Annotated in this window: 19 protein-coding genes; 6 read left to right on the forward strand and 13 right to left on the reverse strand. The window is 41.1% G+C overall.

The annotated features are described in order from the left end of the window. Window positions 1-69 precede the first annotated feature (69 nt). Window positions 70-639: a 2'-5' RNA ligase family protein gene (locus AC2D3N_RS02115; protein ID WP_484692625.1), complete on the reverse strand. Its 570-nt coding sequence runs from the start codon at window positions 637-639 to the stop codon at window positions 70-72. Window positions 640-798: 159 nt separating this feature from the next. Beyond that, on the reverse strand, window positions 799-1,953 hold the full coding sequence (locus AC2D3N_RS02120; RefSeq protein WP_079677337.1) for an ABC transporter ATP-binding protein: 1,155 nt from the start codon (window positions 1,951-1,953) through the stop codon (window positions 799-801). Between the two features lie 553 nt (window positions 1,954-2,506). On the opposite strand from AC2D3N_RS02120, the gene AC2D3N_RS02125 reads away from it, so the two are divergent. Both AC2D3N_RS02125 and mnmE read left to right on the forward strand, forming a co-directional pair. Beyond that, the gene (locus tag AC2D3N_RS02125; RefSeq protein WP_484692626.1) at window positions 2,507-3,322 is read left to right on the forward strand and encodes a squalene/phytoene synthase family protein; all 816 of its coding nucleotides are present in this window, start codon (window positions 2,507-2,509) and stop codon (window positions 3,320-3,322) included. 142 nt (window positions 3,323-3,464) lie between these two features. Further along, window positions 3,465-4,874, forward strand: a complete 1,410-nt coding sequence (mnmE, locus tag AC2D3N_RS02130; protein ID WP_079677339.1) for a tRNA uridine-5-carboxymethylaminomethyl(34) synthesis GTPase MnmE — start codon at window positions 3,465-3,467, stop codon at window positions 4,872-4,874. A gap of 142 nt (window positions 4,875-5,016) precedes the next feature. Here the strand turns inward: mnmE and AC2D3N_RS02135 are convergent, their stop codons facing one another. The 3 genes from AC2D3N_RS02135 to AC2D3N_RS02145 all read right to left on the reverse strand — a co-directional run bounded on the left by AC2D3N_RS02135 (window position 5,017) and on the right by AC2D3N_RS02145 (window position 7,435). Then, window positions 5,017-5,532: a hypothetical protein gene (locus AC2D3N_RS02135; RefSeq protein ID WP_144017663.1), complete on the reverse strand. Its 516-nt coding sequence runs from the start codon at window positions 5,530-5,532 to the stop codon at window positions 5,017-5,019. Window positions 5,533-5,582: 50 nt separating this feature from the next. Continuing rightward, entirely contained in the window at window positions 5,583-6,707 is a 1,125-nt protein-coding gene (locus AC2D3N_RS02140; RefSeq protein WP_484692627.1) for an aldo/keto reductase, read from the reverse strand. A gap of 218 nt (window positions 6,708-6,925) precedes the next feature. After that, window positions 6,926-7,435, reverse strand: coding sequence for a bifunctional nuclease family protein (locus tag AC2D3N_RS02145; protein ID WP_079677341.1), 510 nt, complete (start codon window positions 7,433-7,435; stop codon window positions 6,926-6,928). Window positions 7,436-7,628: 193 nt separating this feature from the next. On the opposite strand from AC2D3N_RS02145, the gene ribE reads away from it, so the two are divergent. Continuing rightward, entirely contained in the window at window positions 7,629-8,351 is a 723-nt protein-coding gene (ribE, locus tag AC2D3N_RS02150) for a riboflavin synthase (RefSeq protein WP_484692628.1), read from the forward strand. Between the two features lie 201 nt (window positions 8,352-8,552). Beyond that, window positions 8,553-9,944 carry an asparagine--tRNA ligase gene (gene asnS, locus AC2D3N_RS02155; RefSeq protein ID WP_484692629.1) on the forward strand — a complete coding sequence of 464 codons (1,392 nt, stop codon included), beginning with the start codon at window positions 8,553-8,555 and terminating at the stop codon, window positions 9,942-9,944. A 68-nt stretch (window positions 9,945-10,012) separates the two neighbouring features. Here asnS and AC2D3N_RS02160 read toward each other — a convergent pair whose 3' ends face one another. The 3 genes from AC2D3N_RS02160 to AC2D3N_RS02170 all read right to left on the reverse strand — a co-directional run bounded on the left by AC2D3N_RS02160 (window position 10,013) and on the right by AC2D3N_RS02170 (window position 13,571). Beyond that, the gene (locus AC2D3N_RS02160) at window positions 10,013-11,290 is read right to left on the reverse strand and encodes an NAD(P)/FAD-dependent oxidoreductase (protein ID WP_484692630.1); all 1,278 of its coding nucleotides are present in this window, start codon (window positions 11,288-11,290) and stop codon (window positions 10,013-10,015) included. Window positions 11,291-11,482: 192 nt separating this feature from the next. Next, a complete protein-coding gene (locus AC2D3N_RS02165) occupies window positions 11,483-12,673 on the reverse strand; it encodes an LL-diaminopimelate aminotransferase (RefSeq protein WP_484692631.1) in 1,191 nt (396 codons plus the stop codon). Window positions 12,674-13,238: 565 nt separating this feature from the next. Further along, entirely contained in the window at window positions 13,239-13,571 is a 333-nt protein-coding gene (locus AC2D3N_RS02170) for a thioredoxin family protein (protein WP_079677286.1), read from the reverse strand. Between the two features lie 245 nt (window positions 13,572-13,816). On the opposite strand from AC2D3N_RS02170, the gene topA reads away from it, so the two are divergent. Beyond that, complete coding sequence (topA, locus tag AC2D3N_RS02175) at window positions 13,817-16,507, forward strand: type I DNA topoisomerase (protein ID WP_484692632.1); 2,691 nt, start codon at window positions 13,817-13,819, stop codon at window positions 16,505-16,507. Window positions 16,508-16,660: 153 nt separating this feature from the next. On the opposite strand, the gene AC2D3N_RS02180 is transcribed toward topA, so the two are convergent. Then, entirely contained in the window at window positions 16,661-17,359 is a 699-nt protein-coding gene (locus AC2D3N_RS02180; protein ID WP_484692633.1) for a hypothetical protein, read from the reverse strand. 109 nt (window positions 17,360-17,468) lie between these two features. After that, the gene (locus AC2D3N_RS02185) at window positions 17,469-18,389 is read right to left on the reverse strand and encodes an NAD(+) kinase (protein ID WP_079677289.1); all 921 of its coding nucleotides are present in this window, start codon (window positions 18,387-18,389) and stop codon (window positions 17,469-17,471) included. Between the two features lie 104 nt (window positions 18,390-18,493). On the opposite strand from AC2D3N_RS02185, the gene AC2D3N_RS02190 reads away from it, so the two are divergent. After that, entirely contained in the window at window positions 18,494-19,174 is a 681-nt protein-coding gene (locus AC2D3N_RS02190; protein WP_484692634.1) for a Uma2 family endonuclease, read from the forward strand. Window positions 19,175-19,220: 46 nt separating this feature from the next. On the opposite strand, the gene AC2D3N_RS02195 is transcribed toward AC2D3N_RS02190, so the two are convergent. The 3 genes from AC2D3N_RS02195 to AC2D3N_RS02205 form a co-directional block, all read right to left on the reverse strand. Continuing rightward, entirely contained in the window at window positions 19,221-20,717 is a 1,497-nt protein-coding gene (locus tag AC2D3N_RS02195) for a hypothetical protein (RefSeq protein WP_484692635.1), read from the reverse strand. 107 nt (window positions 20,718-20,824) lie between these two features. Further along, complete coding sequence (gene cobN, locus AC2D3N_RS02200; RefSeq protein ID WP_484692636.1) at window positions 20,825-24,649, reverse strand: cobaltochelatase subunit CobN; 3,825 nt, start codon at window positions 24,647-24,649, stop codon at window positions 20,825-20,827. Window positions 24,650-24,994: 345 nt separating this feature from the next. Beyond that, a complete protein-coding gene (locus AC2D3N_RS02205; RefSeq protein ID WP_079677294.1) occupies window positions 24,995-26,470 on the reverse strand; it encodes an alpha-amylase in 1,476 nt (491 codons plus the stop codon). Window positions 26,471-26,566 lie beyond the last annotated feature (96 nt).

The following is a 26,566-nucleotide window of genomic DNA, read 5'->3' on the forward strand; positions in this document are numbered from 1 at the left end:
GTCCGGGGGATTTTGTCAAGTAAATTCCCTGGAAATCGGCGAAAAATTTATCAAATGGCCAATAATAGACTACAGACGAGAATCAAGATTAAGGAAAGGAAACTCGGTTTTGATATTCCAGGTTTGTCCGTTATGAATTAATAAAGTTAATTGAGGGACAATAAACTCGAAATAAATCTGACGTTGGGCAAATTCTAGCCATGCGGCTTTAAAAGCTATTCGACTTAAATCTTTAAAAGCGACGGTAATATGGGGAGAAAACGAACGTTTTTTAGAAACTTCATCAACAATATTAAGCTGTTGTGCTAAATTATCCATTAACTGTTGTTGAATATGAATTAATTCTGGTGTTTTGATTACATCTACAAACAGGACACGCGGAGGAAAAGCATTAAACCCCGATAAGGTGATCGGAATAGGGGGATGATTAATGGCAAATGTTGTTAAATGTTGTTCTAAAGTTGGCAGGTTTTCAGTTAACCATTTAAACGGGGGTTGTAAAGTAATATGGGGAGGAGATTTCAAGGCATGGCAACTATTATAGGTTTGAGCAAAATAATGTTTAATTTCCGTAATGTGATCTTGAATAGGTTGAGGAGGAAGTAAGGCAAGAAAAAACAGTTTTTCTGAAGTTTTCATATCTAAACCTGTAGGGTTTCACTATCAACGGCTAGAATATAAAGTTTAACTGCTTAACAGTTTAATGGTTTGTTTTTAATTTTTTGGTATGGCAAAATCGGGCTATCTAAATTCAATGGAGTTGAGAGTTAAGAGAGTCCTGAAGGACTTACTACGGGTTTATTTTTGGTCGGGTAGTGCTAAACAATCCGTTGTTCCCCAACAGACATAAATGGGGGTATTGCTATCGGGTAAACTATCGAAGGTTTTAGATTGACGAACCATCACATTTTCCCCTGATAATAATTTCACCACATATTGAATATGGGTTCCCAAATACATTGTATTTAATAAACGACCTTCAAAACAATTCACCGAGTTGCCCACGGGATAAAAACTCAATGTCACCTTCTCAGGACGCACACTAACAACCGCCGATGCACCTGTTCTTAAATCTTGCTGGGGGAGTTGAATACCTGGAATTTCAATCTGTTGAATTTCAATACTTAATCCGGTTTCTGTAACTATAAATAAACTGGTAGCATCGACACCTTCAACCGTACCCCGAAATAGGTTGGTATCCCCAATAAAATCGGCAACAAAAGGAGTTTGAGGATATTCATAAATCTCGTTAGGACTGCCAATTTGTTCAATTCTGCCATCGTGCATCACAGCAATTCGATCAGACAGACTCATGGCTTCTTCTTGGTCGTGGGTAACCATAATAAAAGTTAAACCCAAATTGCGATGGAGATTGGTGAGTTCTACCTGCATTTGTTTCCGCAGTTTTAAATCCAAAGCCCCTAAAGGTTCATCTAATAATAATACCGCCGGACGATTAACTAAAGCCCTGGCTAAAGCGACCCGTTGCTGCTGACCCCCGGATAGTTGAGAGGGATAACGGTTAGCAAAGGACTCCATTTTGACCAAAGCTAAGGCTTCCCGAACTTTTTCCTCAACTTCCGGCTTGATGAGGCGTTTTAGCCGAAGTCCAAAGGCGATATTTTCCCAAACCGTCAAATGGTTAAACAGGGCATAACTCTGAAATACCGTATTCACCGGACGCAGATAGGCGGGAGTTTGGGTAACGGACTGACCCCGAATTAGGACTTCTCCGGCCGAGGGCATTTCAAACCCGGCTATCAGTCGCAGTGTTGTGGTTTTACCGCAACCCGATGGCCCCAAAATACTAAAAAATTCTCCTCGACGAATATCGAGATCCACGCCACGAACAGCCGTTTCCCCATTAAAAACTTTGAACACTTTGCGAAGTTCAACATCAAACTTCGCTGGCGTCCCAATAGCACCTTGATTCTGCGTCGCCGCTTGCAGCATAGTGTTACGTTTGGAGATTTACCCTGACTACAGCTTATCTGATCAACACTGTTACTGACAAGTTGACATCCTCACCGCCGTAAAACGGACGGTGATTCCCAAACCTCACGATTTAGGTTTCTGCTTCCCAGCAACTGCCTCCACCCACAAGGAGTTTTCTGGTCTTATGTTCGCTCCACAGACTATCCCCGCCAGCCCTGCGGTTCTTATGTGTCGAAGTCTCAAAAAGAGAATTCTGAAGTTTGTGTTGATTCTAGGGGTGGACTGCCCATTGCCCTATCCTCATTTTCCCGGTCTACCGATTTTTCTGCGCCGCCAGTACAACTGGGCTTCGCTCGTTAGGCTGTCTGAATCCATCGTCACGGGTGGGTCAGTGACCATCCACATTCTAACACAAAGCCGTCTTAGAACGACGGGGTTTCTACCCATTTTTTCGATGATAGCCTAGGGAAGTCCAGATTCCGCTTTGGAGTATGAGACCGATTCCGGTGTACAATATCGAGCGCGAAAGTACAGCAATTAAAGGGCTAACTTGGTGTGAGGAGTTAAATGAATGAATTGGCAAAAAGATCCCCTGTCCGTCCTGCAAGATACAAGTCGAACGTTTTATATCCCCATTAATCGTTTACCTCCTTTGCTCCAAGAAGCCGTGGCGTCTGCGTATTTGTGTATGCGGGCGATTGATGAAGTTGAAGATCATCCCGGTTTGGATAATGCCACAAAAGCCCGATTGCTGCATAGGATGAGCCAAAATTTTCAAGCGGCGGTGTGTCGAGAAACCATTGTGGATGATTGGTTTGCGGAATTTTCCGATACGGAAACCTTGGAAGAAGTCACCCTACGGGTGGGAGAATGGGCTAAATTAGCCCCGGAACGAATTGGCCCTCGGATTTGGGATGCAACGGCGGCGATGGCTGACCGGATGGCGTTTTGGGCTGAACGCAATTGGCTAATTGAAACCGAAGCGGAGTTAGATCAATATACCTTCGGTGTGGCGGGGGCTGTGGGGCTGTTGTTGTCGGATTTGTGGGCTTGGTACGATGGTACACAAACGCACCGAGTTCATGCCATTGGATTTGGTCGAGGGTTACAGGCGGTGAATATTCTGCGGAATTACAAGGATGATGGGAGTCGAGGGGTGGATTTCTTTCCCGAAGGTTGGACATCGGAACAAATGCACAGCTATGCAAAACGGAATTTAGCCTTAGCAGATGCCTACACCGAGGCGTTACCCTCTGGCCCCGCCTTGGATTTTTGCCGAATTCCTCTAGCTTTGGCCCATGCCACTTTAAATGTATTAGCAGAGGGTCAGGACAAACTAACTCGCAGTGCAGTTGTGGAGTTGATTGAACAGGTTTGTGGAGGGTAAGTAGGAGGCAGAGGGAGCAGTGGGAGCAGGGGGGGCAGGGGGGGCAGGGGGGGCAGGGGGGGGTGAACTCTTTTTATTGACTATTGCTTAATATTTTTTACGTTAAAATTACAGATAAAATTGATGTTATCAATGGGAAAAAATGGCTGAATTTTTGGGAACTGGGGGAACAATTGTGGCGATCGCCACGGCTATTGTACCGCAACAGGGAAGTGTCGGAATTGTGCGGATGTCGGGGAGTGAAGCTCAATCGATTGCCCAACAGTTGTTTGATACTCCCGGACGACAAATTTGGGAAAGTCACCGAATTTTATATGGGTATATTCGCCATCCCCAAACTAAAAAAAACATTGATGAAGTGTTGTTATTATTAATGTTATCTCCCCGTTCCTATACCCGGGAAGATGTGGTAGAATTTCACTGTCATGGGGGGATAATTGCGGTTCAACAAGTCTTGCAATTGTGTATAGAATTAGGGGCAAGATTGGCACAACCCGGAGAATTTACCCTGCGAGCTTTTTTAAATGGTAGATTAGATTTAACCCAAGCCGAAAGTGTAGCGGAATTAGTCGGATCTCAATCCATTGCGGCCGCACAAACAGCTTTAGCAGGATTACAAGGAAAATTAGCCCATCCGATTCGAGAATTACGGGCAACCTGTTTAGATATTTTAGCTGAAATTGAAGCCAGAGTGGATTTTGAGGAAGATTTGCCCCCGTTAAATGAGTCAGAAATTATCGCCCAAATTCATCAAGTTTTAGAACAATTATCGCAATTTTTAGCAACGGCTGACACGGGAGAACTATTAAGAACCGGGTTAAAAGTTGCAATTGTTGGTCGTCCGAATGTGGGAAAATCGAGTTTATTAAATGCTTGGAGTCGGAGCGATCGCGCCATTGTTACGGACTTACCTGGAACCACTCGGGATGTGGTAGAATCGCAATTAGTTGTGGGAGGAATCCCAATTCAAGTCTTAGATACCGCCGGAATTCGTCACTCGGAAGATCAAGTGGAAAAAATTGGTATTGAGCGATCGCATCAAGCCGCCCAATCTGCCGATTTAGTGTTATTCACCTTAGATGCTGTTGTGGGTTTGACGGAAGCAGATTTAGAGATTTATCAACAGATCAAACACCGTCATTTTATTGTTATAATTAATAAAATTGATCAGGTTCATTCAGAGCAATTAGAGGAGTTGAAACAGACCATAATTCACAGTTTAATGATAGAAAATATTGAGATAGTTTCTATGTCAGCCGGGTTAAATCAAGGTATTCCAGATTTAGAAATAGCAATATTAAATTCAGTTTACGGAGGAAATATTCAAGCTGCTAATTTGGAGTTTGCCATTAACCAACGTCAAGCCGCCGCTTTAACCCGTGCTAAATTGTGTTTAGAACAGGTGGAAACAACCATTAATGATCAACTTCCCTTTGATTTCTGGACAATTGATCTCCGAGGTGCGATTCATGCGTTAGGGGAAGTCACGGGAGAAGAAGTTACAGAATCGGTTTTAGATCGGATATTTAGTCGGTTTTGTATTGGTAAATAGTGTTAATTAAACAGAAATAAACTAGAATCGACGTGAAATAAATTAGCCAGTGCGATCGATTGATTCAGAGTAATATTTTGTTGTTGATTCAAAACTTTTTATAGGTTATCCCTTGATCCAAATATTAAAATTAATTTTACAATTATTTAAAATCCCGTCTTCTTAAACCAGTAGATCGAATTTTAACCTTACACTCTAAAGGAGATATGGTAAAATCACAGTAATAATAGGCAAGTAAATCCCCTTGAAGGTTACAAACTCGCAAATTATAACCATAACTTTGAGCTACGGTCGCAAATCGATTGACCAGTACATATTGTCCTAAATACTGTTCTGCATTCCATTTTTCTCGGTCTACTACTAATGTTATAAAAGAATCTAAATAAAGATTAGGTGAAAGTTGCACAACACCATCTTCAATATACCAAGTTTTCATAACTTTGTCTTCATAGAGTTTTTCGGCTAACCAAAGATTAGGAATGCTTGGTTCGGTTTGAGATAGGGGAGGAAAGGGTAAAACAGCATCTTCTGAAAAACAGTGTTTGGTAGGTTTATTCAGAGAAATTTCTGGAGATGTTTGCGATCGCACTGGATAAATGAAACTATTAAAAATCAAGATATAGATAAAAATTTTAGCTAATTTATTGATAAAATTCATAAATTATGATATGATTAAATGAACCACAAAGAGACGAAGGAAGATAATTTTTATTCCCAAAGTCGTTTTCTTTCTTGCCCTTTCAGCAGTTCGTGGGTATCTCTTAATAAAGTGGGAATGTCTAATTGTTCAGGACAACGGGGTAAACAGTCGCCACAGTCGTTACAACGATTTGCTTTATTACCTGGAAACCAATGACCGGCATTTTCAAACATTTGATAACGATATTTGCCAAATTCGATCATATCGTAAGCCAGGGCTAAATTTCTTAACCGTAATACTTCGGGAATATTGATCTGTTCTGGACAGGGTAAACATTGATCACATTGACTGCATTTTGTTGTTCCTAAACGTTCTATTTTTTGGGTTTCTAATTTTTGAAAAATGGCTATTTCTTCTGAGGTTAATTCAATATCGTTATCAGCTACTTTTAAAAAAGGGTTATCTAATTCTTCGGGGGTCGCCGCCCCTAAACTTAAAGTTGTAATCCGGTGATCATTTAATAAGAATCGGTAATTTAATATTAGGGGAGAAATCGGTTCACAGAGATTTTTTAAGGTTTCTGGAGGAGCATAAAGTTGTCCACCTTTATCCATCGGAGAAATAATAAAAATCCCCATATCTTTTTGAGCCGCTAACTCAAGGGCGATCGCATTTCTTTGAAAGAAATAGTAATAATGCAGATTGACAAATTGAAATAAATCTGTTTGAATTGCCTCTAAAATGATTTCAAGGGGAGCATGAGTTGAAAACCCTAAATGGTGAACTCGACCATCGGCGATCGCTTTCTCAACTCCTGATAATCCTTGAAGGGTTTGTTCTAGGTGTTCTCTGGTATTAATTCCATGAATTGCTAGACAGTCTAGGTAATCTAAATTCAGGCGTTCTAGGGATTGATCAATTTTTTTTTCTAACACATCTGGGTTAGAATTGGGGGTGATTTTAGTCGTAATATAAAATTGCGATCGCTCCAGGGATAAACCCCCCAATATTGCCGCCCCTAAAAAAGACTCACTTTGACCATAACCCTGTGCGGTTTCAATATGATTTATCCCTAGAGAAATCGCTTTTTTGATTGTTAAACAGGCATTTTCTGGAGATGCTAAATAACGCATTGTACCCAAGGAAAATAAAGAAAGATCCAGGTTCGTTTTCCCAAACCGCCTATAACGCATTATTGATATATTGATGATTAGTTGATGATTAACTCTTGCTTATTAGTTATTATTAGTTTTTGGTTATTAGCAAGTACAAGACGCATTTCCCCCCTGCTCCCCCTGCCTCCCCTGCTCCCCCTGCTCCCCCTGCTCCCCCTGCTCCCCCTGCTCCCCCTGCTCCCCCTGCTCCCCCTGCTCCCCCTGCTCCCCCTGCTCCCCCTGCTCCCCCCTCTCTCCTATTGTGTTTCATCGGTTTTATTCAATTCTGAACGTTTGATTAAATCCGAAGGACTCAAGTTAGAGATAAAGTCTCGAAACGCCCGTCTTTCCGCCTCATCCGCGTCCCTATCCACGGGAATAGAAGCATCTGCAATCACTTCCTCCATCACCCAAATGGGACTATCGGTGCGTAAAGCAATAGCAATGGCATCACTAGGACGAGCATCAATTTCCTTCCTGATTTCCCCTTGACGCACAATTAACACTGCATAGAACGTGCTATCTTGCAAGGAATGAATGATAATCTTTTCCAGGGTCATATCCCAAGTTTCGAGAAGATTAACAAATAGATCATGGGTCAGGGGTCGGGGTGGTTTGTGATTTTCTAAAGCACCGAGGATGGACTTGGCTTGATCCTGGCCCACATAAATCGGTAAAGCACGTCTCTCGACTGCATCTCGCAGTAGAATAATGGGGCTGCGTGTAGCCGCGTCGAGTGCAATTCCAGCGACTTTCATTTCAATCATTGGGTTTATTAGCCTCTCTATCAAATATTCCCGACAAACTCAGTGGTTAAGCGATACACACTCACACCGACTTTATTCCAGTATGCCTTGATTTTTGTCGGAATCGACATTGGATTTTAGCCGTTGAGGTATTAACCGTTAAGCGTGAACACCTCAACCATCAACACCTCAACCTTTAACAACTAACTGCTCTATGTTTACAGGACTCATTCAAGCGCTGGCAACCCTTCAACCTATAGGACAAGATCAATTCCAAATTAGTTGCGTTTTGGGAGATGTAGACTCAATTTTCCAGGATTTGGCCATCGGCGATAGTGTAGCAGTGGATGGAGTTTGTCTGACGGTGGTAGAAATTCGGGACAAGGGGTTTATCGCCACGGCGTCTCCTGAGACTTTAAATCGGACAAAACTGGGACAGAGTTTAGATGGTTATTTTAACTTAGAAACGTCCCTGAGAGCCGGAAGTAAGTTAGGGGGACATTTTGTTACGGGTCATATTGATGGAGTCGGTTGTCTCCAGTCCGTGATTCCGACAGCAAGTTCTTGGGAAATGCGGTTTGGTGCTCCCGTTAATGCCAGCAATATTTGGCGACGTCAAATTGCCCCTTATATTGTGCCCAAAGGTAGCATTGCGGTCAATGGGATTAGTTTAACAATTTCTGATTGTGATCTTGAGGGTAATTGGTTTCAAGTGGCGGTGATTCCCCATAGTTATCAAGAAACGAATTTACGCTATTTACAACCGGGAAGTTGGGTTAATATTGAAGCGGATATTTTAGGAAAATATGTTGGTAAGTTTTTACAAAGTTATCTCAAAGGAAACTTGAATTCCGTTGAAAGTTATGATAGTATTTCCGCTATTTCCGCCTTAACAGAAATTACCCCAGAGTTTTTAGCTGAACATGGATTTAGTTAATTAATGTTATTTTATTGGCGATCGCTCCATTTTTCGCTAATCTAGGAATAATATATAGCAATCCGTGTAGTGGTTGTAGCATTTTATCGTAGGGGTTGGGTCTCCTAACCCAGTGCAAAGAGGGTTGGAAGACCCAACCCCTACCATAAAATATTATAACCTCGGTGTGGATTGCTATAGTAGCCAAAAGGATAAAACAACATGACCGTGAGTAGAATTATTCAACTTTTGAGAACTGGTAAACCTGACGAAATCGTAACAATTCAGGGTTGGGTCAGAACCAAACGGGAATTAAAAGAATTTACCTTTGTAGAAGTTAATGATGGTTCAGCTTTAGCTAATTTGCAAGTAGTATTAAATCCCGATTTAGCCGACTATGGAAATATTTTAAAACAACTAAATACAGGTGCTTCGGTAGAAATTTCCGGGGTATTAGTCGAGTCTCCCGCCAAGGGACAACGGATAGAATTAAAAGCATCTGAAGTTAAGGTTTATGGGGATGCAGACGCCGAAACCTACCCCCTACAGAAAAAACGTCATTCCTTTGAATTTCTCCGCGAAATTGGGCATTTACGCGCCCGGACTAATACATTAGGGGCAGTTTTTCGAGTGAGAAATGCCTGTGCTTCGGCGGTACATGAATTTTTCCAAGAACGGGGTTTTTTATGGGTTCATACTCCGATTATTACTTCCAGTGATTGTGAAGGAGCGGGGGAAATGTTTAGTGTAACTAATTTCAAATTAAAGGATATTCCCCTAACAGAATCTCAACAAGTAGATTATAGTCAAGACTTCTTTGGAAAACCAGCTTATTTAACCGTAAGTGGGCAATTAGAAGCGGAAATTATGGCGATGGCTTTTGGCAATGTTTATACTTTTGGGCCGACATTTCGGGCGGAAAATTCTAATACTTCTCGCCATTTAGCCGAATTTTGGATGATTGAACCAGAAATGGCTTTTTGTGATTTAGAAGGGGATATGGATTTAGCCGAAGATTTCTTGAAACATATCTTTAAATCGGTGTTAGAAAAATGTCCTGAAGACATGGAATTTTTCAATGAAAGGATTGATAAATCGGTATTAGAAACGGCTAATAATATTATTAATAATGAGTTTGGACGAATTACTTATACCGAAGCGATCGCAATTTTAGAAAAAGCGGATAAACAGTTTGAATATCCGGTGAGTTGGGGGTTGGATTTACAATCAGAACATGAACGTTATTTAGCGGAAGAATACTTTAAAAAGCCCACAATTGTCACGGACTATCCCAAAGAAATTAAAGCCTTTTATATGCGCTTAAATGAGGACGGAAAAACCGTTAGGGCGATGGATGTTTTAGCTCCTAAGATTGGAGAAATTGTCGGAGGTTCCCAACGGGAAGAACGGTTAGAAATGTTAGAAAACCGCATGAAAACTTTAGGAATAAACCCAGAGGAATTATGGTGGTATTTGGAATTGAGAAAATATGGAACCGTCCCCCACGCCGGATTCGGATTAGGATTTGATCGAGTGGTACAATTTATGACGGGGATGGGGAATATTCGGGATATAATTCCTTTCCCCAGAGCGCCACAAACTATTGAGTTTTAAATGGTTGATGGTTGACGGTTGACTGTTCATAGTCAACTGTCTATGGAAGCCCTAAAGGGCTTACTACGTTATTTACCGGTTAACTTCTTCAAACGCTCCGCTTCAAAGGGCGCGCCTTTTAACATCCGATTCCAATATAACCAAGGTAAAACATAACGCTTGGCTAACCACATACTATAGCGTTCTTGTGTAGGATCAAAGGGAAAACTAGAGTCGGGTTTATTCTCGTATGTAAACTCCGCCATAATTGTTTTTCCATAACCCGTAATTAACGGACAGCAGGTATAACCATCATAACTTCCCGTTAGTTTTTGAGCATGAATTAAACCATAGAGATTTTCCACTAAAGCAGGTGCTTGTTTGCGAATTGCCGCCGCCGTTTTAGAAGTCGGTAAAGAAGACGCATCTCCTAAGGCAAAAACATTCGGATAAACATTATGTTGTAACGTGGTTTTATTCACATCCACCCATCCTCCAGGTTGCACTGCTAAGGGACTATTCTTAATAAAATCAGGAGAACTCATAGGCGGTGTGACATGAATGAAATCATACTTAATCCTGACTTCCTCCACACCGTTATCCGTTGTCACCGTAAAAATGGCTTCCTTTGTTTCCGGTTGAATTGCTTTGAGATTATGTTTATAATTTACTTCAATATTCCGACGTTCCACCACTTTTTCCAAGGCTTCACAATAGCCCGGAATTGGGAACATTTTAGCTACCGCCGTACAATACATCACCCGGCTGTTTTCCCGTACCCCATTATTGCGGAAAGTATCATCGGCTAAATACATAATTTTTTGGGGTGCTCCTCCACATTTAATCGGTGTGGAGGGAAAGGTGAAAATTGCATTTCCCCCTTTAAAATTCTTCAACAATTCCCAAGTATAGGGGGCATATTCCAGGGAATAATTACTGGTAACACCATTTTTCCCAATCGCATCTTTTAATCCCTCAACTAAATGCCAATCAATTTGAATTCCCGGACAAACTACTAAGTATTGATAATTAATCCGTTGACCATCTTTTGTAATCACTAAATTATTTTCGGGTTCAAATTTATCCGCGTATGCTTTAATCCACTTGACACCTGGAGGAATACAGTCCTTTTCATCCTTAATTGTATCTTCAATGTCATAGGCTCCCCCACCCACCAACGTCCAAGCGGGTTGATAGTAATGTTTATCTGAGGGTTCAATAATGGCAATATCGAGGCTAGAATTTTTCCGCATTAGTTGGGCGGCGACGGTAATGCCTCCGGCTCCTCCCCCAACAATCACAATTTGATGGCGGGTTATCGGGGTTGTTGGATCGGAATTTGAAGGTTGCGAGGTTGTACTAGACATAATAGCTTGGGAATTCTGGACTGATCTGCCTATTGAGTGTATCGGGGAAGGGAGCTAAATTTTTAATCTATTAACAACTTTTAAGATTTCGGGTTCAAAAGCTGTTCCTACCCCGGCACAGAATAAATTTACAGTTAATTATTGATAATTTAAAATGATTGATTCTGGGTTTTTCTGAGCATAAAAGGTAGGTTAGGATGTTCTTAGAAATTCGGCAATCCGATCTACGGCCGTTGCTAAGACCTCTGGGGGATGAACTAAGGCAAATCGGACATATCCTTCACCAGATTTACCAAATCCTGCCCCCGGAGAAGCGGCGACTCCAGTTTTGTCCACCAGTTGTTGACAAAAACCAATAGAATCCTTTGACCAGGGCTCAGGGAGTTTTGCCCAAATATAGAGGGTCGCTTCGGGTTTCGGGATATTCCAGCCCATATTCTGCATTGCTTGAATAAACACATCCCGTCGGGCTGCGAAGATCTCCATATTCTGGGCAATATGCTCCTGGGGCCCGGTTAAAGCTGCGATCGCCCCATTCAAAATTCCCTGATATTGGTTAAAATCAACCACCGCTTTAATCTGGCGTAAAGCCAAAATTAACTCCGCATTACCAATGGCAAACCCCACCCGTAAGCCCCCCATATTATAGGACTTAGAAAAAGTAAAGAACTCAATGGAAACGGTTTTATTCGGATCGGCTTGTAAAATAGATGGGGCTAATTCAGCTATAGTTTGTTCTCCCCGGGGAAAGACAAAATCCATATAGGGGAAATCGTGAACCAACACTAAATCATGGTTTTGACAAAATTCCACTGCCTTCTGGAAAAAGGATAAAGGAGCCGTAGCGGAGGTGGGATTATGGGGATAACTCAAAACCATCATCCGAGATTGTGTTAATACGGTTTCGGGAATATCCTCAAACACAGGTAAAAAGTCATTTTCCGCCCGTAAAGGCATCGGATACATTTGACCTCCGGCTAGATATACCCCGCCCAGATGGGAGGGATAACCCGGATCTTGCAGGAGGGCAAAATCACCCGGGTTGAGGATGGCCAGGGGCAGATGGGCCGTTCCTTCCTGGGAACCAATTAATTGTAAAACCTCGGTTTCTGGATCAATGGCAATACCATAGCGGTTGCGATACCAATGGGCGACGGTTTCCCGAAACTCCTGGGTATTGCGAAATAACAGATAACCATGGGTACTCGGATCGGATAAAGATTCCTGAATTTCGGTGATAATATGATCAGCCACGGGTAAATCGGAAGAACCCAAGGATAAATCAATTAAATCTTGTCCTGCTAATACAGCCTTGGCTTTAGCTCGATCCATATCAGCAAAAACATTAGAGCGTAATAGGTCTAAACGATTAGCAAATTTCATAATGAATTACAAAAAAAGAGTCTAAAGCCCCTAAGTTTTACCTAGGATTTTTATTCATTCCTATTTATTATAGGATAAAACAACGGTATTGAAATGTTATAGCAGTCGCCACATCTATTAGGACATTCTTGAAAGCTAAAAGCTGCTCACAGTAAGTATTTACCTATAGCGAGATTGCCTATTCCCTATTGCCTCTTGCTATACAACCTATTTAGGATTGCTCTATGAATATTTTTACCGCTAAAATTGAAAAGATGAATTCAGAAGTCAAAGTGATGGCTTCCCAGATTTTGAAATGATAGGAGAAAAGCGATTCACTGATTAATGGTAAGCGGTAAAATAAAATAAATTGCATACTGATAATGGCGATATTCTTCATGGCGCGATCGCTCCATTCAGAATGACAGTGGCAATAATTTTTTATCAGGGCTTAGTCTACCTATTTTTGTTTTTCAACCCTAAAAATTAGATCTGGAGCCTCTACCACCCTAATAGCAGGGCTTCAGACCCAATTTAGGGGAGTGTATAGCGGTCTTGAAAGTTTCTATTTAAAAAGCAACTTTTCCTATGCAGATAAACCAGCTTCTAGCCAATCGATTAATTTAGATTTAGGAATGGCTCCTTCATGGGACTGGACAACTTCCCCGGCTTTAAATAATTTTAAAGCGGGAACTCCTTCTACTTTATAGGATTTCACGGTAATCGGATTGAGATCGATCTCCATTTTCACCACTTTTAAGCGATCGCTATAGGTTGTGGCGATCGCTTCCATAGAAGGAGACACAAGCCGACAAGGGCCACACCAACCCGCCCAAAAATAGACCAAAACCGGTGATTCTGCTTGGAGAACTTCAGAGTCAAATTCTGAATCTTCAATGACAAGAAGGTGATTACTCATAGTTATTTAGGTGATGGATTGACTAGAAATTTTTGCTATCGTTCAGATCCAGCTTCAACTGTCTTCAGTTGTGCATCTAAAATTTAATCATATCCTGAGTGTGTGGATATCCCCTCACCTAACCCTTTCAGGGTTTGTGAAAAGTTTTGTGGGTAAAGGTGGTGCTAATATTGTCAACAAAAGCAATTCCCAACGCTTTTCTTCATTCCCCAAGTCCGGTGTTTGCTGTAACCTGAGAAGGTGCTATGTCAACTTTAGTCATCGTTGAATCTCCAACCAAAGCCCGTACCATTCGCAACTTCTTACCATCGAGTTATCGGGTAGAAGCCTCAATGGGTCATGTCCGTGACCTTCCACCCTCTGCTGAGGAAATCCCCGAAGAATATAAGGGAGAAACCTGGGCTAAATTGGGGGTGAATGTGGAAGGGAACTTTGAACCCATTTACGTTATCCCCAAAGATAAGCAAAAAATTGTTAAAGAACTCAAAGCCGCCCTCAAAGAAGCGGACGAACTCGTGCTCGCTACTGACGAAGACCGCGAGGGAGAGAGTATTAGTTGGCATCTACTCCAAATTCTGAAACCGAAAGTCCCCATTAAACGGATGGTGTTTCACGAAATTACCCAAGAGGCAATTCGTGAAGCCCTAAAAAATTGTCGCACCGTTGATGAAGAACTGGTTCATGCTCAGGAAACCCGCCGCATCCTCGACCGCCTCTATGGTTATACCCTTTCCCCCCTGTTGTGGAAAAAAATTGCCAAGGGATTATCCGCCGGCCGGGTACAGTCCGTGGCCGTGCGTTTACTGGTCAGCCGAGAACGGGAGCGTCGGGCCTTCCGGTCTGGGGGATATTGGGATTTAAAAGCCCTGCTGGAACATACCCAGAGTCGATTTGATTCTAAACTGGTGAGTCTGGCCGGGGTAAAAGTCGCAACCGGGAGCGATTTCGATGAAAGTACGGGAAAAATTGCCGCTGGCCGGAAGGTCGTTTTACTAGATGAAGCCCAAGCGGACGCTTTAAAACAAAGGTTATCGGGTAAACCCTGGACGGTTGCCAACTTAGAGGAAAAGGCCGTTACTCGCAAACCCTCTCCTCCGTTTACCACCTCCACCTTGCAACAGGAATCCAACCGTAAACTCCGGTTAAGTGCCCGTCAAACCATGCAAACGGCCCAGAGTTTGTATGAGCGGGGTTATATAACTTATATGAGAACGGATTCTGTGCATTTATCAGAGCAAGCGATTACCGCCGCCCGGGAATGTGTGGAACAAAAATATGGGAAAAACTACCTCAGTCCCAAACCCCGACAATATACGACGAAATCCAAAGGAGCGCAGGAAGCCCACGAAGCCATCCGTCCGGCGGGCAGTTCTTTCCGTACTCCCCAAGAAACAGCCCTGAGTGGGGCGGAACTCAACCTCTATGATTTAATTTGGAAGCGTACCGTGGCTTCCCAGATGGCCGACTCCCGCCAAACCAATATTACCGTTGAGTTAAAGGTTGAGGATGCCGGATTCCGCAGTACGGGGAAACGGATTGATTTTCCCGGGTTCCTGCGGGCCTATGTGGAGGGTTCCGACGACCCAGAAGCGGCCTTGGAAGACCAAGAGGTATTATTACCCCCCCTGAAAGTGGGTGACCATCCCGACTGCAAAAAGTTAGATGTAGTGGGACACGAAACCCAACCCCCAGCCCGATTTACGGAAGCATCTTTAGTTAAAACCCTAGAAAGTGAAGGCATTGGTCGCCCTAGTACCTACGCCAGCGTGATTGGAACCATTATTGATCGGGGATATGTTCAGTTAAAAAATAACGCCCTGATTCCAACTTTTACGGCCTTTGCGGTTACCAACCTCCTAGAAACATACTTCCCGGATTTGGTGGATTTGCGATTTACCGCCCGCATGGAAGACACCCTGGATGATATTGCTACCGGAGAAGCTCCTTGGCTACCCTATTTGGAAAAATTCTATTTAGGCGATGCGGGACTGGAAAATCAGGTTAAAGACCAAGCCAGTAAAATTGATACCAAAGTCGCCCGAACTATTGAGTTAGAACAGTTGGGGGATGAAAATGATCCCATTCAATATCGCGTCTGTATCGGTAAGTTTGGCCCTTATATTGAGGCGGGAACGGGAGAGGAGATGATTACCGCTTCCATTCCCCAGGATTTAACTCCGGCGGATTTAACCCCGGAGGTAATTCGGGAATTGGTGGGACAAAAAACCGAAGGGCCAGAAAAATTAGGGGTTCACCCGGAAACGGGAGAAACTATTTATATATTAATCGGCCCCTATGGCCCCTATGTGCAATTGGGGTTAGAAGCCGAAGACAGTAAAAAACCGAAACGGGTGTCTATTCCCAAAGGCGTTGATAAGGAAAACGTCACCCTGGAAATGGCTTTGGGGTTATTGGCCCTACCCCGACTGTTGGGAACCCATCCTGAAACCGAAGCTAAGATTAAAGCCGCCTTGGGGCCGTTTGGGCCATACATTGTCCATGACCAGGGGAAAGAGGGTAAGGATTATCGGTCGCTGAAAGCCCCTGATGACGTATTAACCGTTAGTTTAGAACGGGCTTTAGAACTGTTAGCCCAACCGAAAACCAGTGGTCGAGGAGGACGGGGTAAAAAAGAAGTTCCGCCTTTACGCGAGTTAGGAACCCATCCCGCAGATGATGAACCTGTGAATGTTTATGATGGCCGTTATGGGCCCTATGTTAAACATGGGAAAATCAATGCTTCCTTACCCAAGGATGCGGCGGTAGAGGCGTTTACCCTAGCCCAAGCGTTGGAATTGTTGGCGGCAAAGGCGGATTCGGGTTCGAGTTCTAGGAGTAAGTCTAAAACGACAAAAACAGCTTCTAAAACCACAGCTAAAACCACCAAAACCACCACTAAAAAATCCTCAACTACTAGCAAAAAAACTAGCTCTTAGTTTATTGTTTAGGATTACTGGCTACCGTTGTCGGGGTGCGAGAAAATACCATAATCACGCATCCCTAACTACAACAAATCATAAAGGTTAAAGTTAAACTATTTAATTCAGGAGAAATTTATTCGTCTTGATCAGTGAATAACTTTTGTTTGACTACTTACCAAGAGTAATCCGCCAAGTATTCTGTATTTTTTCTAATTTGAGTTCTGGAATAGTTTGCAGTATATCTATCAATTTAATATCGGGAAAAATATTACACCTGACTTCTCTGAGATTCTGACCATAATTGCTGTAAAATATTGTGTTTATTTCATCAATTTTGACATAATTTTCTCGGTTATTTGATAGTAAATATTTAACTATTTCTACTAAGCAAAATTTTAAATCATCCTGAGATTGAATTTTTTTATTAGTGGGATTAAACTTTTTAGAGATTGGCTTTGAACTCTTATTTTTTGGGGAAACTTTAGCAGATTTTTTAGAATATCCTTGATTCGGCAAATCTTTGATCGTACTTTTCTCAACTTTCCAAGGACGTTTTACTGTATAAAACATTGATTGATTGTTGATTGAAGATTGGCGATAACCAGGAACCGTTTTTCGGAGTAAAGAAATATAAAAATTTTGAGGAATTGGTGTTTCATAAATAGCAAAAATATGGCTTTTTCTCAGAAATGTTTTCAGGTCAAAATAACCATAATCTTGTAATATATTTTCTAGGGTAGATCCATATTTTTGATGAAATAACTGCTCTAAAACTGTTCGAGTTAACCAGGGATGGTCTGAACTTTCTGTTTCTCCTTCTACCAAGTCTTCTAATTCTTGGATTAGGTGTTGCAATCGGGTTTCCATTGGCTTCAATTCAACCTACATAGAAGTTTTATACCTCCATCTACAAAGGTGAGCTTGAGGATTTCGGATTCTGATCGAGTTAATCCTGTATGAGAGTCTCCTATTCACTTCAATTCCGATGATTATTAATATGTCTAATTCTTGCCCCAGCCCATTGTAATTTTTCTCGTAAGGTTTGATAAAACGAATAATTTTCCCGCAGAATAATAAATTTTGCCTCACAATTTGCCATGGAAACATCCACCCGTTGACCCGGCCAAATAGAGGTGGCTAATACCCCATCCATCCAGAGTTTGGTATCATGTTCCGTGTCAGCCAACGGCCAAACACTAACAACAGAACCCGCAGGTAAAACAATCGGACGACTGGATAAACTCAGAGGACAAATAGGAGTCACACTAATCGCTGCCATTCCTGGGTGTAAAATCGGCCCCCCGGCGGAGGTATTATAACAAGTGGAACCACTGGGAGTTCCGACAATTAAACCATCTCCTTGATATTGATCAACCACTTCTCCATCCACTTCCATCTCTAAAAATGAGGTGGGCATTCGATAGGCGGAAGCGGGTTTAATACACATTTCATTTAGGGCTAAAAAGCGATCGCTCACGGGTTCTAAATTCGTGCGATTTCCTTCATAAACCGTTGCTTGTAACATCATCCGACTTTGCACCGCATAGCGATCTTCAAATAGTCGATCAATCACTAATTCCGTATTTTCAACATCTTCAAAAGATTCAGTTAAAAATCCTAAATGTCCCCCGACATTTGCCGCTAAAATTGGAATTCCTTCGGGAGCTAAATGTCGGGCAGCGGCTAAAGCTGTGCCATCCCCACCCAAGACAATTGCTAAATCAATGGAAACATTACTAGAAGCGAGAAAAACCGGATAGGGGTTATCTTTAGCCCCACTGGGCCCCATTAAGACATGACATCCACGCTGTTCTAAATGTTTAGCATATTGTTCCGCCCAGCGTTTGCTTAACGGATCTCGGGCTTTATGGGCGATGATCACCTGTTTAATTTCCACGATACTATCCTATTATTTCTCATCGTCTTGTTATTATTATCCCTGATCTGTTACCAAAATTGGATAAATTGGTTACACTAGACTGATAGAGCTAAAATAAAGTTATGGTTCAACTACAATCTCTGCCATCTTCTGATATTATTTATCCAGAAAGTGACGGTAAACCAATGGCTGATAATACAAAACAATTCCGTTGGATTGTTATTATTAAACAGAATTTAGATCAACTTTATGCAAATGATCCGAATGTATTTGTCGCCGGAGATTTGTTTTGGTATCCCGTGGAAGGACGCAATACAATTGTGCAAGCACCGGATGTGATGATTGCTTTGGGCAGACCTAAAGGCGATCGCCCATCCTATAAACAATGGCAAGAAGATGGAATTCCTCCCCAAGTTGTCTTTGAAATTCTTTCTCCTTGTAATTCCCAAACGGATATGGAGAAAAAACTGTTATTTTATGACCGTTATGGAGTAGAAGAATATTATATCTATGACCCGGACAGGAATCAATTGAAAGGGTGGTTTCGTCGGGAAATGGGTTTAGATGTAATTGAAGAAATTAACGGTTGGGTGAGTCCCCGTTTAGGCATTCGCTATGAGTTATCCGGGGAAGAATTAGAAATTTATCGTCCCGATGGTATCCCCTTTCTCTCCTATCAAGAAGTTAGCGAACAATTAGAACAGGAACGCCAACGGGCTGACAATGCTCAACAACGATTAGCAGAAATGGAAACCTTATTGCAACAATACCGCGATCGCTTTGGTGATTTACCCTCTCAATAATTTTTTGGGAAAACAGGGTTTATTAATACAATAAACCCTGTTAATGTTATCTGACACGCGGCCAAGGAATTGTCGGGTTAGCCGCGATTTCTCGCGCCACTAAACTAGCTCCATAGCGGTTTAAATGGCTCGGATCAACAAAATATTGATATTGCCTTAAGGCTTTTTCTGATAAATTGATAAAAATAAAGCCATATTCCTGAGATAACTGTTTCATTTGTTGATTAAATTCGACTTCAGAAGACCATCGAACAGAATCTAAATAATCATCTGTGATCGGTAAATTGACAACAACTAATTGAATATTATTAGAACTAGCAAATGCCACAACTGAATCAAAGGCTCTGGCCTGTTCTCCTCCTAAATTAAATCCTCGATAATCGCCATCATAGGTTCCCGAAACATAGGGTTTTTGTTGATAATAAGTATTCGGGTTAAAGCGATCGGATAGGGGCAAAAAACCGTTGGCTTCAATGGAATTTAAGGAAACTAGAGTAGCAGAAAAATTAAATTCTGAAGGACGATATAATAAATTTTGATAGTTAGATGGGGCATTTTCAGAAGAATTATCAGCTAAATTATAATCATTTTTTTTAATAAAATTAGAAGTTTTAAACTGAAATTTAGAGTTATCTTTATGTTTACAAGAGTTCGGCAATTGATAACATTTGCTTTGAGAATTTGGTTCGGCTTTAGCTAATTGGGGGCGAATGCCAGCAGCTATTTTTTGATGGGCTTGGGAAGCCATAATTGCCTCAAAGGTTCGATCAATTCGACCACTATTAAATGCCCGAACTCCATCGGCCCAAATTATTAATTTAGGCAATTGTTCTGGGGTTAAAACTTCTCTTAAAATATAATCGACAACTTGCGCCGTTGCACCATTCACCCCAAAGTTAAAAATCCTTAAATTTTGATATCCTTTTTTAGCTAAAGCTTGCTGCATTTGTGCCGGATCAACCCCTTGTAATGCGCGAGAACTTCCCACAATTAAAATATCTGGTCTACCAACGGTACTTAAATAAGACAAATATAATTTTAATTGTTGATCTAAAGGTTCACTATCAAAACTAGGAAACTGGGAAACTGAACCCGAACGGGCGGCTTGCTGTTGAGAATAGGTTAAATTTCGCATATATTCAACTACTTTTTTCTCAGCAAAGATGCGTTTAGGGCTATTAGCAGGAACCGCTTGCATCCACGCCACCGCCTGTAACCAGAGGCGGGCGACTTCATCCCAATCGGATTGAGATTGGGCGGTTTGAGCTAAATTAGAGGCTTGTAGGGCAAATTTAACCGATTCATCAAAGGGATTTTCTTCGATACAAATTTGAGATTTAGTAGGATTTTGAGAGAGTAAATTTTCGTTTTTTCCTGATATTTTATTCTGATTCAACGGTTGAGAATTAGGGGTAATAGAAGCGGCGATCGCAGTTTGGGAAGCAACAGAAGGTTGAGAGGATTCCTTGAATGAACACCCAACCATTAATATCATCAGAGAAACTATCGCCATCACCCCACTATTTCTACGGGTTGATCTCATGAGTAAGCTTAATATGGACAATAGACTCATAGCAATTGTTAGCTGGAATTAGATAATTTCGGTTAATCGGGATTTCTCTTGTCCGATTATAAATCAAAACTATCCCGTTAAACCTTGCCTTCAATTATTCCCTCGGCTTCATGAACAATTGCCCTTAACTGTTCGATCATATTTTGACTCGCTGTTTGCCAGAATTGGCGTTGATGCGCTTCTAATAATCTTTCTGCCATATCGCGTAATGCCCAGGGATTTTTTTCTTGAATAAATTGTTGGACTTTCTGATCAAAAATATAAGCATTGGCTACCCCTTCATACATAAAATCTTCAACACAATTTGCCGTCACATCATAGGCGAATAAAAAATCGACGGTTGCTGATAGTTCAAAAGCTCCTTTATAGCCATGTCGCATAACTCCAGCTATCCATTTCGGGTTAATCACCCGGGAGCGATAGACCTTAGCAATTTCTTCTTTTAAAAGTTTAACTTTTGGGTTTTCAGGAATAGCATTATCTCCGAAATAAATCTCAGGATTTTTCCCCGTCAAAGTTCTCACCGCAACGGTCATTCCTCCTTGAAATTGATAATAGTCATCGGAATCTAATAAATCATGTTCTCGGTTATCTTGATTTTGGAGAACAATTTGCATCTTTTCTAACCGATTTTCAAAGGCTTCGGAGGCGGAAATTCCCTGTTGATAGCCAGAATTTGTACTGGTATAAGCGTAACTACTCCAGTTAATATAGGCGGTGGCTAAATCCTGATCATTTTGCCAGTTTTGGGATTCAATTAATCCTTGTAAACCCGCTCCATAGGCCCCAGGTTTAGAGCCAAAAATTCTTAACCGCGATCGCAAATTTGCCTGTTCTTTTGTTAACCCTTCTGCTATCCAAAATTGAGTTTCTTTTTGAACTTGAGCAGCTAAAGGATTTTGATCCTCAGTTTCATCTAAATTAGAAACAGCAATTACCGCTTGATCAAATAGATCAATTAAATTGGGAAACGCATCTCTAAAAAACCCTGAAATCCTTAGTGTCACATCCACCCGGGGACGACCTAAAATCGAAACAGGTAATATTTCAAAATCAACTACTCGCCGCGAAGGATAATCCCAAACAGGTTTGACCCCTAATAATGCTAAGGCTTCAGCGATATCATCTCCCCCAGTTCGCATGGTGGAAGTTCCCCAAACTGATAACCCCAAAGTGCGGGGATATTCGCCATTTTCCTGAGTATAACGTTCAATTAATACGGATGCTGCTAATTCTCCCACTCTCCAGGCGGTTTCCGTGGGAATAGCCCGAATATCAACGGAATAAAAATTACGTCCGGTGGGTAAAACATTGGGTTTTCCTCTTGTTGGCGCCCCCGATGCACCACTGGGAATAAATCGACCTTCTAAACCTTTTAATAAATTAGTAATTTCTTCTGATGTTCTCAATAAATTGGGTAATAATTTATTCTGAATCCAGCTTAATTCTTTTTGGATTAATTCCATAGATTTGACCCCCTTAGTAATGGAGGGAACTGAAGGTTTTGGGTGGTTTTCTGGAATTGTTATTAAAAACTCCTGTCCCCACCCTTGACAAGGGGGGGCTAGGGGGGGTAATTCTTCAATTAAATTAATAGCATATTCTTCAATCACTGCCACCCCATCCCCAACGGTGCGACAGAATTGATTATTAATAGTTTGATTAATAATTTCCCCGTAATCTGAAGTTAAGGGATCAAAATCTAATTGCCAATCTTGGGCGATCGCCCGACTCAAACCCAATCGTTTAGTGTCAGGATGACGGGCTATAGAGATGATTAAATCCCTTAATTGTTCACCCTGGGGACATTGACCAAAAATATGTAATCCATCCCGAATTTGTGCCTCTTTTAATTCACATAAATATCGATCTAATTCAGTAAAAATAGAATTTTGATCTTGTAAAACCGCTTGTTTATTCAGTTTGGGTAAACCCAATTCTGCCTCTAAATTTTCCTGTTGAATTAACTGAATAATTCTTTCTGAAATCAACGATAACCGAGAAGGATCTAAACTTTGGGCTTGATAATATTCATCCATTAACCCTTCTAATTGTTGTAATGATCCATAGAGTTCTGAACGGGTTAAAGGGGGTGTTAAATGGTCTAAAATTACCGCTTGGGAACGGCGTTTGGCTTGGGTTCCTTCCCCTGGATCATTAACAATAAAGGGATAAAAATTTGGTAACGCCCCTAAAGCAATTTCAGGATAACAGTTTTCTGATAATCCTACACTTTTACCCGGCAACCATTCCAAATTTCCATGTTTTCCTAAATGAATAATAGCATCGGCTTGAAATTGCGATCGCAACCAATAATAAAACGCCAAATAATCCGGTGTGGGTTCTAAATCCGGGGCATGATAATTTAAACTTGGGTCAAGATCATATCCTCTTGAGGGCTGTATTCCAATAAAAATATTCCCCCGTTGAATGCCTGAAATAGCAAAGCCTTTAGAGGTCTTTTGTTCCTCTTGAAAATGATGTTCCCATCGGTTATTAATAGCAGTTTGAATAGATAGCGGTAAGGTAGAAAAATAGTCTTGATAGTCTTTAAAAGATAAACTTTGATCCATAGATCGCAACTCCCAACCTTCCGGGTCGTTGGTAATTCCTGTTGTTAATTGATCAATTAATTCTTCTCCGGTTTCAGGCGAATTTTCCAGAAAATATCCTGCTTCTTCTAAGGCTTTTAGAACTTGAATACAACTGGCTGGCGTATCCAAACCCACCCCATTTCCTAAGCGCCCATCTCGACAGGGATAGTTCGCTAAAATAATAGCAATTCGTCGTTTTGATGCGGTTTTTTTCCCTAAATTAACCCAATTTTTTGCTAACTCCGCGACAAAATTAATCCGATTTTGTACCGCTACATATCGCACAACATTAGTTTCTAAGGTAGGATGCCAATTTTCCACCGCTTTAAAAGAAACCACTCGACTAATAATCCGTCCATCCACTTCGGGTAAGGCGACATTCATAGCAATATCCCTCGGTGAAAGTCCCATAAAATTATTCTCCCATTGTTCTAAACTTCCCCCACTTAAAATAACTTGTAAAACCGGAATATCTAAGGAAAATAATGGCGGTTGACTTTCATCTTCTGAAGTTGAAGAAATGGAAAAACTGGTAGTATTAATTAATAATTGAATACCGGAATTAAAATAGGTTAAAATTTCCGTTTGTAGATCGGGATCTCGTAAAGAAGAAACAAAAATAGGAATAGGTTTTAAGTTTAATTTAACTAATGCTTGACAGAGGGAATCTATCGGATCTAAATTGCCAGATAGGTAATGGGCGCGATAAAATACAATTCCAACAGTCGCAATATAATCATCTGATTTTACGGTTTGATTCCAGGGATAATAACCAACTTTTGGAATAGTTACTGGAGGAATAATCGGATAATTTTTATTAAAAATATGATTGCCAATTAATAGCATAGCATTGGCAAAATTATCAACTCCGGCTTCAGTTAAATAGCGCCAAACTTGATCAACAATTGATAACGATACGGTGGAATGACTGATTAAGTCAGGGTCGGGACGATCTTCCCCCGGAAGGATAATTAATTGAGTTTTGGTTTTAGCAAAAATATCTTGTAAAACTTCCAACCCATACGACCAATAGGAACGTCCTCCTAACAGTCTTAAAATAATGACTTGAGCTTTTTCTAAAACAGTTTCTGCGTAGGTATCAATGGTTAATTGTTGTTGTAATTGCAATAAATTAGTGACTCGCAACGGGGGAAAATCCGCCGGAAGTTTAGAAACTACCGTGGCTAAGGTTTGAATATCCGTATCCGCCGCCGTTAAAAAAATAATCGGCGCCGGGGTTTGTTCAATAAAAATAACTCCGTCTGTATCGGGGTTCCATCCCCCTGGTGTGGCTGCAATTCTGTGCATTTTAATTAAAAAAATAGGTAAATTTGGACAACCGAAATTCTCAGGGTTAATATATTCAAGAATTGTAATCTTTAATATACCCTAGATCATCATCAAATCTTTGGATAAAGTTAATTAATTTATCTACCACTTCTAACTTTTCTTCTGGTTGTATAGAAGACAGACAAATATCGATAAATCTAGTAATAATATCTCGCTTACTATGGGGGATTTAGGGGGAGCTAATCTCAGCTATAATCATGGTTTTTCAGATGAACTTGATACCAATGGGCGCGCCGTCCCCCTACAATTTTAGATGCTCAACAGCTTATTATCTGGTGTTCTCCATTCGTAATTCGTAATTCCTTACTCCTGAACCCAAATGGAAACCGAACCCCCCTTACAAGAAAATTCACCCCAACCGGAATCATTAGTTTCAATGGGTTCTTTAATATTCCCCGTCAGGTCATAGAATTTAGTATTAGGTTTCCCAACTTCCATCGGTTTAATTCCCTCCGACCCATCACTTAAAATCACCGCCATTGCTTTCGGATGTTGTTCGTCTCCTAGACAAGTCCAACCAATAATATCGGGGTGATCAAAATAGTCATATTGAAGGCCGTAAAGGAAATTTTTGCGCGCATAAAGACATTGATCAATAAACTGTTTATGGGAGGGTAAAAAAACTTTATGGGTATTACCATCCCGTCCTTTATCTTCATATTCTGCGCCGTAATAATCACCATAAAAAATACAAGGATAACCCTGTTGACGTAATAAAATAATTGCATAAGCTAAGGGTTTAAACCATGGTTCTACCACGGATTCTAGGGCTTGTAATGGTTGGGAATCGTGATTTTCCACAAAAGTAACGGCATTCATGGCACGGTCTTTGACTAATGTTCCATCCAGAATCGTCCGCATATCATGATATCCTCCTGCTTTACTGGCGTAGTGAAAATTGTAATGTAAGCTAACATCAAATACCGACATTCTGTCACCTACGGTGTCTAAATACCAATTCAATATGCTAGTATCAGGCGACCAATATTCCCCCACAGTAAATAGTTGCCGACCTGAATATTTTTCTATTTCATCTAACCAATCAGGAAAAAACCAAGCCGAAATATGTTTAATCGCATCTAAGCGAAATCCATCGACACCCGTAGTATCAAGATACCATTTTGTCCAGTTGCTAATTTCTTTTCTGACTTCCTCGCTTTGAAAGTCTAAATCTGCCCCCATTAAATAGGCAAAATTGCCATTTTCTAGGGCAACATAATCATCAAAAGTCTTACCTTCAAATAAATAAACTGTTCCCGATTCTTTGGTGAATTCATCATAATCAACGGCATCAAAATGCCACCAATGCCACTCAAATGTAGAATATTTTCCTTTCCGACCCGGAAAGTTAAAAATTGTGTAAGCCTTAATATCTCGTAAATCTCCTTTAGGGGTTTTACGATTATTATTAGGGAAGGGAGTTGCTTTGGCAATTTCGGTTCCATCCGCCCCAATTCTATGATTTAATACCGTATCTGCATAGACTTCAATTTCTGATTTATGCAGGCTATTAATGGCATCTAAATATTGTTGACGAGTGCCATATTTAGTTCTAATTGAGCCTTTTTGATCAAATTCTCCCAAGTCATAAATATCATAAACCCCATATCCCACATCCATCCCGCCCCCAGTTCCTTTATAAGCCGGAGGCAACCATAAAGCCGTAATTCCTGCATCAGCTAATTCCTGGGCGTTGTTTTTGACTTGATTCCACAGGCTTCCATCGGCCGGAAGATACCAGTGGAAACATTGCATCATCACACCATTGATTTTAACCATGCTACCCCTTATTTTTAGATGTTGTTAAACAGAATTTAGTGAGTTTGTACTTAGGCTATCCTTACACACCCTACGGGATTTTAGTGTTGATAATCA

This window comes from Planktothrix sp. PLAVEN19ND (genome assembly GCF_057220675.1).

Excerpts from the sequence above, each read along its gene's own strand:
- AC2D3N_RS02115 (WP_484692625.1), bottom strand. The coding sequence starts at position 639 with ATGAAAACTTCAGAAAAACTGTTTTTTCTTGCCTTACTTCCTCCTCAA.
- AC2D3N_RS02120 (WP_079677337.1), bottom strand. The coding sequence starts at position 1,953 with ATGCTGCAAGCGGCGACGCAGAATCAAGGTGCTATTGGGACGCCAGCG.
- AC2D3N_RS02125 (WP_484692626.1), top strand. The coding sequence starts at position 2,507 with ATGAATTGGCAAAAAGATCCCCTGTCCGTCCTGCAAGATACAAGTCGA.
- mnmE (WP_079677339.1), top strand. The coding sequence starts at position 3,465 with ATGGCTGAATTTTTGGGAACTGGGGGAACAATTGTGGCGATCGCCACG.
- AC2D3N_RS02135 (WP_144017663.1), bottom strand. The coding sequence starts at position 5,532 with ATGAATTTTATCAATAAATTAGCTAAAATTTTTATCTATATCTTGATT.
- AC2D3N_RS02140 (WP_484692627.1), bottom strand. The coding sequence starts at position 6,707 with ATGCGTTATAGGCGGTTTGGGAAAACGAACCTGGATCTTTCTTTATTT.
- AC2D3N_RS02145 (WP_079677341.1), bottom strand. The coding sequence starts at position 7,435 with ATGATTGAAATGAAAGTCGCTGGAATTGCACTCGACGCGGCTACACGC.
- ribE (WP_484692628.1), top strand. The coding sequence starts at position 7,629 with ATGTTTACAGGACTCATTCAAGCGCTGGCAACCCTTCAACCTATAGGA.
- asnS (WP_484692629.1), top strand. The coding sequence starts at position 8,553 with ATGACCGTGAGTAGAATTATTCAACTTTTGAGAACTGGTAAACCTGAC.
- AC2D3N_RS02160 (WP_484692630.1), bottom strand. The coding sequence starts at position 11,290 with ATGTCTAGTACAACCTCGCAACCTTCAAATTCCGATCCAACAACCCCG.
- AC2D3N_RS02165 (WP_484692631.1), bottom strand. The coding sequence starts at position 12,673 with ATGAAATTTGCTAATCGTTTAGACCTATTACGCTCTAATGTTTTTGCT.
- AC2D3N_RS02170 (WP_079677286.1), bottom strand. The coding sequence starts at position 13,571 with ATGAGTAATCACCTTCTTGTCATTGAAGATTCAGAATTTGACTCTGAA.
- topA (WP_484692632.1), top strand. The coding sequence starts at position 13,817 with ATGTCAACTTTAGTCATCGTTGAATCTCCAACCAAAGCCCGTACCATT.
- AC2D3N_RS02180 (WP_484692633.1), bottom strand. The coding sequence starts at position 17,359 with ATGGAAACCCGATTGCAACACCTAATCCAAGAATTAGAAGACTTGGTA.
- AC2D3N_RS02190 (WP_484692634.1), top strand. The coding sequence starts at position 18,494 with ATGGTTCAACTACAATCTCTGCCATCTTCTGATATTATTTATCCAGAA.
- AC2D3N_RS02195 (WP_484692635.1), bottom strand. The coding sequence starts at position 20,717 with ATGAGATCAACCCGTAGAAATAGTGGGGTGATGGCGATAGTTTCTCTG.
- cobN (WP_484692636.1), bottom strand. The coding sequence starts at position 24,649 with ATGCACAGAATTGCAGCCACACCAGGGGGATGGAACCCCGATACAGAC.
- AC2D3N_RS02205 (WP_079677294.1), bottom strand. The coding sequence starts at position 26,470 with ATGGTTAAAATCAATGGTGTGATGATGCAATGTTTCCACTGGTATCTT.